We start from the raw sequence: 9,862 nt of genomic DNA, 5'->3' as shown, positions 1-9,862 counted from the left end.
GCGACGGCCGCCCCCGCGCCCGGATATGTGATACGGACGCACTCGTATCACACGTCGGAACAAGCGACTACACGCTCGCGTAGGCCAGGGAGGGTGCCTGCTGCACCGCGAACGAGGTGCGCAGGTAGTACCACCAGGTGACACCGGCCATCACCAGGAACGCCACCGCGTAACCCCAGAAGGCGGGCGCCATGCTGCCGAAGTTGGTGTTGGCCAGGCGCAACGCCTGCTGGAGCAGGAAGCCGCCGAACGCGCCCACCGCGCCGATCACACCGATCGCGGCTCCGGCCTGCCGCTTGGCCGAGGCCGTCATCTCCTCGGCGCTCATGCCGAGTTCCTCGGCCCGCTTCTTGGTCTCGGCGCTGAAGATCATCGGGATCATCCGGTAGGTGGAGCCGTTGCCGATGCCGGTCAGGATGAACAGCGCCAGGAACGACAGCAGGTACAGCGGGAAGCTGTGCAGTTCCAGCGAGGCCATGATGCAGGCGATGCCCACCGCCATGCTGACGAACACCCACAGCGTGATCTTGGCGCCGCCGCCGATGCGGTCGGAGAGCCAGCCGCCGAACGGCCGCGTGAACGAGCCGACCAGTGCGCCAAGGAAGGCGAGGTTGCCCAGCGCCACCAGGATGCCTACATCCTTCAGCTCGGGGAAGTTGGCCTTGATCAGGGTGGGGAAGGCGAACGAGAAGCCGATGAAGGAGCCGAAGGTGCCGATGTAGAGGAAGGCCATCACCCAGGTCTGCTTGTTGGTCATGGCCAGTTTGTAGGACTGTCCGTCCGGCTTGGCGGCGGTGATGCTGTCCATGTAGCGCAGCGCGGAGAACACGGCCAGGGCGATGAACGGCACCCAGAACAGCGCGGCCAGGGTGAGGCCGAGGCGGTATCCGGCCGGGTCCTTGGCCAGGACGGTGGTGCCGAGGGTGATGAGCAGCGGCAGCGCGAGCTGGGTCACGGCGACGCCGAGGTTGCCGCCCGCGGCGTTGATGCCGAGCGCGGTGCCCTTCTTGCCCTCGGGGAAGAAGAAGGAGATGTTCGCCATCGACGAGGAGAAGTTGCCGCCACCGAAACCGGCCAGCGCGGCCAGGATCAGGAAGACCGCCATCGGGGTGTCGGGCCGGTTGATGAAGAAGGCCAGCCCCAGGGTGGGGATCAACAGCATGCCCGCGCTGAACGCGGTGAAGGCCCGGCCGCCGAACTTGGGGATGGCGAAGGTGTAGGGCACCCGCAGCGCGGCGCCGATCAGTACCGGCGCGGAGGTGAGCAGCAGGGCGTTGGAGACGGCCTGCGGGTTCTTGTCACCGAGGCCCTGCATGAATGCGAAGCCCGCGTTACCCATATTGGTGACGACGATTGTCCAGATCACCCAGACGTTGAATCCGAGATGTTCGGACAGCACCGAGAAGATCAAATTCTTCCAGGCGGTTCGTTTTCCGCCGTTCTCCCAGAATTGCTCGTTGTCCGGCTCCCAATGATCGAGCCAACGGCCTCGCTTCTGATACTGGAAAGTGGTCTTTTCCGGCGTTTCGGGCGCGGCTGTGGATGTCATGGACGCATTCCTCTCGAGATGTGACCAGCCCTCATCGGGAACTCCGGGTGCCTGGAAAGAAAGTGGCCCGGATCGGTTCCTCGCGGTCGCATCCACCGTACGAATCACCCGTTACAGCGACGTCGCTTTCGATGACAACCGGAGTAATTCCGGCTCACTTCTCGCACATCGCGATGGTGACCTGTCGGTTACCTGGCGTCCGGATACTCCGCGAGCAGGGTCGACAGGAAGCAGTCCGCCGCGGCGGCGGCGCGGTCCGGATCGCCCGCGATCACTGCCTCCACCAGCTCGACGTGCTCGGCCTCGAAGGAGCCGCCGGATTTGGCTGTCCGGGAGCGGATTCCGGCCTCGATGACCGGTAGCAGGGAATCGTAGAATTCCAGGTATACGGCATTGTGGCTGGCCGCGACGATGGCGCGGTGCAGCTGCAGATCGGCCTCGATGGCGACGGGATTGTCGTCGTCCCAGGACAGTCGGCGTTCCTCCAGCAGCCGCCGCAGGTCGGCGATGTCGGCCTCGTCGCGGCGTCGGGCTGCCAGCGCGGCCGCGGTGGTGTCCAGGGCGCGGCGCAACTCGAGGATGTCGCGTTCCTGGGCGTCGGCGAAGTACTGGTTGAGCGTCGCGCCGAGGTTCGAGGTGGAGATGACATAGGTCCCGGAGCCTTGGCGGCGTTCCAGCATGCCCGCGTGCACGAGCGCCTGGACGGCCTCGCGCACGGTGTTGCGGCCGGTTCCGGTGAGCTCGGTGAGCTCCGGTTCGGTGGGGATGCGGGAGCCGACGGGCCAACGGCCGGAACGGATTTCGGCACGAAGCTGCTCGGTCACCTGGGCGATGAGGCTCGTGCGCCGGACTGGTTGCACGCATGACAGCGTACCGTGCCTCACATTCGTTGCATCACATCATCGGGTCATCCTATGATTTCTCGGTGACTGCGACCCTGGATGAGACGACCCTCGAGGTCGGAGACCGACCGACAATCGACCGCATCGCCAAGCGCCACCTCACCGAGGGGCGCTTGCTCGTGCTGGCGGCCATTGTCATGTCGGCGCTCACGCTGCGGGTCGCCGTCACCGCCTTCACGCCGCTGGCCACCCAGATCGGGGAGGACATCGGCTATTCGACGGCGATCATCGGCGTCTTCGGCATGATCCCGACCGCCATGTTCGCCGTCGCCGGACTGCTGACCCCCGTCCTGGTGCGCCGCTTCGGCCTGGAGAGCACGGTGCTCATCGCCATGCTCATGACCGGCGTCGGCTCGGCGATCCGCGCGCTGGTGCCGCAGACCTGGGAGCTGCTGGCCTTCTCCGCGCTGGCGCTGACCGGTATGGGCATCGGCAATGTGGTGATTCCGCCGCTGGTCAAGCGCTACTTCCCGGATCGGCTGGCGCTGCTGTCCTCGGTCTACATCGTCATGGTGCAGCTGGGCACGGTGATTCCGGCGCTGGTCGCGGTCCCGGTGGCCGAGGCGCACGGCTGGCGGATCTCGCTGGGCCTGTGGGCGCTGCTCGGATTCGCCGCCGCGCTGCCCTGGCTGGGAGTGCTGCGTGACCGGCGCGGTCATGCCAAGGCGGATGTCACCGCCCTGCCGACCACCGCGCAACCCGACGGCAAGGTGTGGCGCTCGCCGGTGGCCTGGGGGATGGCCTTCATGTTCGGCATGACCTCGCTGATCACCTATTCGGTGTTCACCTGGCTGCCGACGATCCTGCACGACGCCGGAGCCAGCCTGGCCTACGGCGGCAGCATGGTGGGCGTCTTCGCGCTCATCGGCCTGGTGGCGGCGCTGGGCGCGCCGCTGGTGGTGGGCCGGGTGGCCAATCCCTTCCCGGTCGCCGTCGTCTGCGCGCTGTGCTACTTCGTCGGTTTCGCCGGTCTGCTGATCGCGCCCATGACCGCGACGCTGGTGTGGGTGCTGCTGCTCGGCCTGGGTCCGTCGACCTTCCCGATGGCGCTGACCCTGATCAATATGCGCACCCGCACATCCGCCGGTTCGGCCTCGCTGTCGGGGTTCACCCAGGGTGTCGGCTACACCGTGGCATGTGTCGGCCCGGTGGTCTTCGGCCTGCTGCATTCGGCGACCGGAGGCTGGAAGATTCCGTTCGCCATGCTGTCGGTCGCGGTGTTCGCCATGCTGGCCGGTGCGTGGCACGCGTGCAAGCCGCGCATGCTCGAAGACAGCTGGAATTGATTCACCGCTCGAGTTGCCGACTCGTGAGGTATCGGAGATGCTGGTGACGGCCATCTCACCTCACGGTCGGCCATTCGGGATTTCTGTGTTATGTGACACGCGGAAACCGTTGTGTCACATGGGCGAAACATAGCGGTAGTTCTCACGGCCGAATCCGGAGAATCGTGAGCAACCGTTGATTCTCCGGTCATTTGGCGCAGCATTCGCGCAATACCGGTTTCCTACCTTGGGGCCTATCCAGATTTCAGGAGGCCCCTTGTTCCGCACGCGCAATCACGACATCGAGCACTGGGATGCCGAGGACGTCGCCGCTTGGGAGGCGGGCGGCAAGGACATCGCCAAGCGCAATCTGATCTGGTCGGTCTTCGCCGAGCACATCGGGTTCTCGGTGTGGTCGATCTGGTCGGTCATGGTGCTGTTCATGCCGACCGAGCAGTTCGGCATCGACACCGCCGGCAAGTTCTTCCTCGGTGCGGTCCCCACGCTGGTGGGCGGCATCATGCGCATTCCGTACACCGTCGCCACCGCGAAGTTCGGCGGTCGCAACTGGACCATCTTCAGTGCGCTGGCGCTGCTGGTGCCGCTGCTGCTGACCCTGTACTTCGTCAACCAGCCCGGCACCTCGTACACCACGTTCCTGATCGTGGCGGCGTTCGCGGGCCTGGGCGGCGGCAACTTCTCGTCGTCGATGTCGAATATCAACGTCTTCTACCCGCAGCGGCTCAAGGGCTGGGCGCTGGGCATGAACGCGGGCGGCGGCAATATCGGCGTGCCGGTGATCCAGCTGATCGGCCTGGCGGTCATCGCGACCCTGGGCAACGCCTACGGCAGTGCCTCGGTGGTCTGCGTGGTGTACCTGATCGCGGTCGTGGTGGCGGCGCTGGGTGCGGCGCTCTACATGGACAACGTGAAGAACCAGAAGGCCGATATGTCCTTCATGATCACGGCGCTGCGGGTGCCGCAGTCGTGGGCCATCGCCTTCCTCTACATCGGCACCTTCGGCTCGTTCATCGGCTACAGCTTCGCCTTCGCGCAGGTGCTGCAGATCAACTTCAAGGCGGGCGGGGCCACCCCGGCGCAGGCCGCGCTGCACGCGGCGTCCATCGCATTCATCGGTCCGCTGCTGGGTTCGCTGGCCCGCCCCTACGGCGGCAAGTGGGCCGACCGCATCGGCGGCAGCCTGGTGACCCTGTACATGTTCGGCGCGATGACCGCGGCCACCGTGGTGGTGGCGAGCTCGAGCGCCCTCGGCGACGGCGCGGGCGGCCTGACCGGCGGCGTGCTCGGGGCCATGATCTTCGGCTTCGTGGCGCTGTTCATCATCTCGGGCCTGGCCAACGGCGCGGTCACCAAGATCATCCCGTCGGTGTTCGAGGCGAAGTCGCGCAGCCTGCCCGGTGACGCGAAGTCCCGCACGCAGTGGGCGCAGAACACCTCGGGCGCGCTCATCGGCTTCGTTGGCGCCATCGGCACGCTCGGCGGCGTCGGCATCAACCTGGCGCTGCGCTCCTCGTACGCCGCCACCGACTCCGCCACCACCGCGTTCTGGGCGTTCATGGTCTTCTACGTGGTGTGCGCGGCGGTCTGCTGGGCCGTATTCCTGCGCCGCCCGACCCCCGGCCGCGATGTGGTCGCCGAGGCCGAGGCGCTGGTATTGGCGGCCGAATCCGACTCCGCCACCACTTCGTCCACGTCCACGTCGGCGCGAGCCTGACCGGAACCCACCCACCGAAAGGACAGACTGTCATGACGCACACAGTCGAACGCAAGACCGCGGTGGTCGTCGGCCACGGCATGGTCGGACACCGCTTCGTGGAGGCGCTGCGCTCCCGCGACGAGGCCGGGACCTGGCAGGTCGTCGTGCTCAGCGAGGAAGCGCTGCCCGCCTACGACCGCGTCGGTCTGTCCTCCTACGTGGGCAGCTGGCAGGCGGGCGATCTCGCCCTGCCCGGCAATACCTACGACGGCGACGTGCTGGTCGATCTGCGCCTGGGGGTGCGCGCCGACAGCATCGACCGCGAGGCCCGCAAGGTGGTCACCTCCACCGGCGACGTGATCGCCTACGACGCGCTGGTGCTCGCGACCGGCTCCTACGCCTTCGTGCCGCCGGTGCCGGGCCACGATCGCCCGGAGTGCTTCGTCTACCGCACCATCGAGGATCTGGACGGCATCCGCGCCGCGGCCGAGGCCGCCGGTCCGGGCGGGGTCGGCGTGGTGGTCGGCGGCGGTCTGCTCGGCCTGGAGGCCGCGAACGCGTTGCGGCTCATGGGCATGACCCCGCACGTGGTCGAGTTCGCCCCCCGGCTGATGCCGGTACAGGTGGACGAGGGCGGCGGCGCGATCCTGGAGCGCCTGGTCACCGATCTCGGCCTGCACGTGCACACCGGTGTCGGCACCGCCTCCATCGCGGAGGCGGAAGACGGTGCGGGTCTGAAGGTCACGCTGTCGGACGACTCCGTCATCGACGCCTCCCTGGTGGTGTTCTCCGCCGGTATCCGGCCCCGCGACCAGATCGCCCGCGACGCCGGGCTGGAGGTCGGCCCGCGCGGTGGCGTGATCACCGACCTGGGGCTGCGCACCTCCGATCCGCACATCTACGCCGTCGGCGAGGTCGCCGCCGTGGAGGGTGTCTGCTACGGCCTGGTGGCTCCCGGCTACACCACCGCCGAGATCGTGGCGGACCGGCTGCTCGGCGGTGCGGGCGAGTTCCCGGGCGCCGACCTGTCCACCAAGTTGAAGCTGCTCGGCGTGGACGTGGCCAGCTTCGGTGACGCCTTCGGCACCACCGAGGGCGCGCTGTCGGTGGTGCTGCACGACGCCGCCAAGGGCACCTACGCCAAGCTCGTCGTCTCCGACGACGCCAAGACCCTGCTCGGCGGCATCCTGGTCGGTGACGCGTCGGCGTACGCGGCGCTGCGCCCGCTGGTCGGCAGCCCGCTGCCCGCCGATCCGGCCGCGCTGATCTCCCCGGCCGGTGCGGAATTGGGCGCCGACGCGCTGCCCGACGACGCCCAGATCTGCTCCTGCAACAACGTGTCCAAGGGTTCGATCTGCGGCGCGATCGCCGAGGGCGCGTGCGACGTGCCCGCCATCAAGAGCTGCACCAATGCCGGAACCTCGTGCGGCGGTTGCGTTCCCATGCTCAAGAAGCTGCTGGAGCAGTCGGGCGTGGAGGTGTCGAAGTCGCTGTGCGAGCACTTCACGCAGTCGCGCGCGGAGCTGTTCCACGTCGTGCAGTCCACGGGTATCCGCACGTTCTCGGAGCTGATCGCCAAGCACGGCACCGGCACCGGCTGCGATATCTGCAAGCCGACCGTCGCCTCCATCCTGGCGTCCACCTCGAGCGATCACATCCTCGACGGCGAGCAGGCCGCGCTGCAGGACACCAACGACCACTTCCTGGCCAACCTCCAGAAGAACGGCACCTACTCGGTGGTGCCGCGCATGCCCGGCGGCGAGGTGACCGCCGAGCAGCTCATCACCATCGGCGAGGTGGCCAAGGAATTCGGCCTGTACGTCAAGGTCACCGGCGGCCAGCGCATCGACATGTTCGGCGCGCGCGTGGAGCAGCTGCCGCTGATCTGGAAGCGCCTCGTTGACGCGGGCATGGAGTCCGGTCACGCCTACGGCAAGTCGCTGCGCACCGTGAAGTCCTGCGTCGGTTCCACCTGGTGCCGCTACGGTCAGCAGGATTCGGTGGGCATGGCGGTGCTGCTGGAGAAGCGCTACCGTGGCCTGCGTTCCCCGCACAAGCTGAAGCTGGCCGTCTCCGGCTGCGCCCGCGAGTGCGCGGAGGCGCGCGGCAAGGATGTCGGCGTCATCGCCACCGAGCACGGCTGGAACCTGTACGTGGGCGGCAACGGCGGTCTCACGCCCAAGCACGCGGTGCTGCTGGCTGGCGATCTCGACGACGAGACCCTGATCAAATACATCGACCGCTACCTCATGTTCTACATCCGCACCGCGGACCGGTTGCAGCGCACCGCGCCCTGGCAGGAGGCCCTGGAGGGCGGGATCGACTACCTGAAGCAGGTCATCTGCGAGGACAGTCTGGGCATCGCCGACGACCTGGAGGCCGCCATGGCCTCCCACGTCGCCGGTTACCGCGACGAGTGGGCCGCGGTGCTCGACGACGAGGAGAAGCTGTCGCGCTTCGTGTCCTTCGTCAACGCCCCGGACGAGGCCGATCCGACCATCTCCTTCGACGACAGCGGCGAGCGGAAGGTGCCCGTCCTGCTGGGTATGCCGGAGATCTCGCCGGAATCCTCGACCGCCACGTCGGGGAAATGACTGCTTAACCGCATGGAAACAGGACGCCGGTACCAATGGGTAAGGCGTTCGGAGGAGAGTTACCGATGACCGTGATCGACACACCCAGCTCAGCAGTCACCACCACCATTGCCGGTTGGACGCAGGCGTGCCGACTGGACTACCTCATCCCCGGCCGCGGCGTGGCGGTTCTGTTGAAGGGTGGCCGACAGGCGGCCCTGTTCCTACTGCCCGACGGCTCGCTGTACGCGGTGGGCAATATCGACCCCTTCGGCCGGGCGGCGGTCATGTCCCGAGGCATCGTCGGTGACCGCGGTGGCGTGCCGGTGGTGGCGTCGCCGCTGCTCAAGCAGGCGTTCTCGCTGATCGACGGGCGCTGCCTGGACGACGAGTCGGTATCGCTGCCGGTGTACGCGGTGCGGGTGGCCGACGGTGTGGTCGCGGTGTCGAACGAGCCGCTGGACATTCCCGGTGGTACCGCATGACCGAGCTCGATTCGCCTACCCCGCTGGCCGGGTTCACCATCGGCATCACCGCCGCGCGACGGTCCGAGGAACTCGCCACCCTGCTCCAGCGCCGGGGCGCGAATATCGTTACCGCCCCGGCGATTCGAATCATTCCGCTGTCGGACGACACCGAACTGGAGCGGGTGACGCGCCAGCTGGTGGCGGAGCCGCCGCAGATCGCGGTGGCCACCACCGGCATCGGCTTCCGGGGCTGGATGGAGGCCGCCGAGGGCTGGGGCCTGGCCGAGGAACTGCGCGAGACGCTCTCGGCCACCCGCATGCTGGCGCGCGGACCCAAGGCCAAGGGCGCGATTCGCGCCGCGGAGCTGCGGGAGGAGTGGTCGCCGGCGTCGGAGTCCTCGGCCGAGGTGCTGGATCACCTGCTCGCCCAGGGCGTCGAAGGGGTGCGCATCGCGGTGCAGTTGCACGGTGCGACCACCGAATGGGAGCCGGTGCCGGACTTCTGCGAGGTGCTGCGCATGGCCGGGGCCGATGTGGTGCCGGTGCCGGTCTACCGGTGGATTCCGCCGGAGGACCGCACGCCCATGGACCGGCTCATCGAGGCCATCGTCACCTCCGGCCTGGACTGCGTGACCTTCACCAGTGCGCCCGCCGTGGCGTCGCTGCTGATGCGCGCCAAGGAGACCGGACTGCTCGAGGCGGTGCTGCACGCCCTGCGCGGGCGGGTGCTGGCCGCCTGTGTCGGACCGATCACCGCCGCGCCGCTGGAGGAGCTGGGCGTGCCCACCTCCATGCCCGGTCGAGCCCGTCTGGGTGCGCTGGCCCGGCATGTGGCCGAGGAACTTCCCCGGCGCGCCAATCGAATTCAGGCCGGTGGCCACAATCTGAGCGTGCGCGGCGGCTGCGTGGTGGTGGACGGCCAGGTGCGCCAGCTCGCCCCCGCCCCGATGGCGCTCATGCGCGCGCTGGCCCGCCAGCCCGGACGCGTCGTCTCCCGCGAGGACCTGCTCGCGGCCCTGCCCGGCGGCGGTGAGGACACCCACGCCGTGGAGACCGCCATCGCCCGCCTGCGCGCGGGCCTGGGCACCCCGAAAGCCATTCAGACCGTGGTGAAACGCGGCTACCGCCTGGCCCTGGACCCCACCGAGAGCTACGACAACCCGCGCCCGGCCACCCCCGCACCCCGCCAGCCCTACCCGGGCCGCGGCGCGAATCCCGGTGCGCGCCCGGTCTTCCCGCCCCGTGCTCCGGGGCCGGACCAATCCTCCGCATCGGCCAGTTTCCGCCCGGCCCACTCCGTCACCGCCCACACGGAATTCCCCGCCACCCCGGCCTCGGCCCGCCCCGTCCGTGTCGCGGATTCTGCTGTCGCACCCGCTCCGTCCCGCT

At 68.4% G+C, this 9,862-nt stretch carries 6 protein-coding genes and 1 pseudogene; 5 read left to right on the top strand and 2 right to left on the bottom strand.

Annotated features, from left to right (window positions below):
- Nucleotides 1–67 precede the first annotated feature (67 nt).
- Together QK444_RS24800 and QK444_RS24795 are read right to left on the bottom strand one after the other, a co-directional pair.
- Nucleotides 68–1,549 carry a nitrate/nitrite transporter gene (locus tag QK444_RS24800; RefSeq protein WP_282784183.1) on the bottom strand — a complete coding sequence of 494 codons (1,482 nt, stop codon included), beginning with the start codon at nucleotides 1,547–1,549 and terminating at the stop codon, nucleotides 68–70.
- A 188-nt stretch (nucleotides 1,550–1,737) separates the two neighbouring features.
- Nucleotides 1,738–2,409, bottom strand: coding sequence for an FCD domain-containing protein (locus QK444_RS24795; protein WP_282784181.1), 672 nt, complete (start codon nucleotides 2,407–2,409; stop codon nucleotides 1,738–1,740).
- Nucleotides 2,410–2,588: 179 nt separating this feature from the next.
- On the opposite strand from QK444_RS24795, the gene QK444_RS24790 reads away from it, so the two are divergent.
- The 5 genes and pseudogenes from QK444_RS24790 to QK444_RS24770 form a co-directional block, all read left to right on the top strand.
- Nucleotides 2,589–3,737, top strand: a complete 1,149-nt coding sequence (locus QK444_RS24790) for an MFS transporter (RefSeq protein ID WP_282784185.1) — start codon at nucleotides 2,589–2,591, stop codon at nucleotides 3,735–3,737.
- A 256-nt stretch (nucleotides 3,738–3,993) separates the two neighbouring features.
- Nucleotides 3,994–5,451 carry a nitrate/nitrite transporter gene (locus tag QK444_RS24785; RefSeq protein WP_282784179.1) on the top strand — a complete coding sequence of 486 codons (1,458 nt, stop codon included), beginning with the start codon at nucleotides 3,994–3,996 and terminating at the stop codon, nucleotides 5,449–5,451.
- Nucleotides 5,452–5,483: 32 nt separating this feature from the next.
- Complete coding sequence (gene nirB, locus QK444_RS24780) at nucleotides 5,484–8,027, top strand: nitrite reductase large subunit NirB (RefSeq protein ID WP_282784178.1); 2,544 nt, start codon at nucleotides 5,484–5,486, stop codon at nucleotides 8,025–8,027.
- A gap of 65 nt (nucleotides 8,028–8,092) precedes the next feature.
- Nucleotides 8,093–8,491 carry a nitrite reductase small subunit NirD gene (nirD, locus tag QK444_RS24775; RefSeq protein ID WP_143979661.1) on the top strand — a complete coding sequence of 133 codons (399 nt, stop codon included), beginning with the start codon at nucleotides 8,093–8,095 and terminating at the stop codon, nucleotides 8,489–8,491.
- A pseudogene (locus QK444_RS24770) lies at nucleotides 8,488–9,615 on the top strand (uroporphyrinogen-III synthase); the annotation flags it as partial. The gene nirD and the pseudogene QK444_RS24770, both read left to right, overlap by 4 nt.
- Between the last annotated feature and the right edge of the window lie 247 nt (nucleotides 9,616–9,862).

The sequence above is a fragment of the Nocardia sp. CC201C genome (assembly GCF_030010695.1).
GTDB classification, from domain to species: Bacteria; Actinomycetota; Actinomycetes; order Mycobacteriales; family Mycobacteriaceae; genus Nocardia; species Nocardia otitidiscaviarum.
This window is presented reverse-complemented; position numbering and strand designations above follow the sequence as displayed.

Bases quoted from the DNA above. Each gene is read 5' to 3' on its own strand.
- QK444_RS24800 (WP_282784183.1), bottom strand. From the start codon at position 1,549: ATGACATCCACAGCCGCGCCCGAAACGCCGGAAAAGACCACTTTCCAG.
- QK444_RS24790 (WP_282784185.1), top strand. From the start codon at position 2,589: ATGTCGGCGCTCACGCTGCGGGTCGCCGTCACCGCCTTCACGCCGCTG.
- nirB (WP_282784178.1), top strand. From the start codon at position 5,484: ATGACGCACACAGTCGAACGCAAGACCGCGGTGGTCGTCGGCCACGGC.
- nirD (WP_143979661.1), top strand. From the start codon at position 8,093: ATGACCGTGATCGACACACCCAGCTCAGCAGTCACCACCACCATTGCC.